Genomic DNA, 928 nt, shown 5'->3' with positions numbered 1-928 from the left:
CGGGCCAATCAGTACGAAGACCGCGGCTTGCCCCTCACCGCGTGGCTGTTCCACCTCGCCCGCGATCAGGCCGCCAGTGTCCTGCGCCGTGACCGGCGGTTTGCTCCGCTCGAAGACGGTGACAGTGAGCACGACGGCGATCCCGAAGCCCTGCTCGCCCACCAGTGGGACTGGGAGCATCTCCAGCAGGTGTTCACCGCTCTGCCCGACCACTATCGGCAGGTGCTCTGGCTCCGCTTCGGCTACGCCCTATCGCTGGAAGACACCGCCCAACAACTCGGTTGCACCGTCTCTGCCACGAAAGCGCTCCAGCACCGGGCAATGACCCTTGCCCGCAAACTGGTGCGCGAGCAGCCTGAGCTGCTCCCCAACCCACGGCGGACGTACACCCCGCCGATGGCGTGAGAGCAGGGAGTGGGGAATAGGGAATGGGGAGATAGGGGGTAGGGAGGGGAACACGGTTCGGTACCTCTTCCACCCCCTGTTTCCAACGATTCAAGGGTGGACAGACCGCATGCGCGCAGATGGGATTAAAGGCAGTGCGCTGTGTGGTTCACCCTCATCCCCACCGCATTAGCGGGAAAGGGGGGGCGGAGAACCGAGTGTTGAGGCATCGCACAACGTTAACGGTTGTGTGTACCTCAAGGTTCTGTCTGCCCCGCAACTAGCGAGCACAGGAGACACGCGCTCAGGCATGCGCTCCGCTGAAGCGGGAGCTTGCTTCGGTCGGGCGGCCCCGTGCTGCGCTGGGGCCGCCGCTTCCTCGCAATGACATCAGGCGCTCATGGTCAGTGCAAGCCGCGCGCAGGGGCAGGGTGGTGCTCGGCCCGCACGCGGCGCAGCGATCTCCCGCGAGCATGGCAGGCCCGGCCCTGAAGGGCCGGGCTAGGAGTACGAAGCCCGCTGCGCGGGCTGATCACCCTCACCC

The 928-nt window shown here is 66.1% G+C and carries 1 protein-coding gene; it reads left to right on the top strand.

Translation table 11 applies throughout. From position 1 onward, the window contains the following. Positions 1-405: RNA polymerase sigma factor (locus A6A03_RS19360; protein WP_066791529.1), on the top strand; the 405-nt coding region annotated here is incomplete at its 5' end. Positions 406-928 lie beyond the last annotated feature (523 nt).

Source organism: Chloroflexus islandicus (assembly GCF_001650695.1).
GTDB lineage: Bacteria > Chloroflexota > Chloroflexia > Chloroflexales > Chloroflexaceae > Chloroflexus > Chloroflexus islandicus.
The sequence above is the reverse complement of the archived record's forward strand: the minus strand, read 5'-3'. Positions and strand labels throughout refer to the sequence as shown.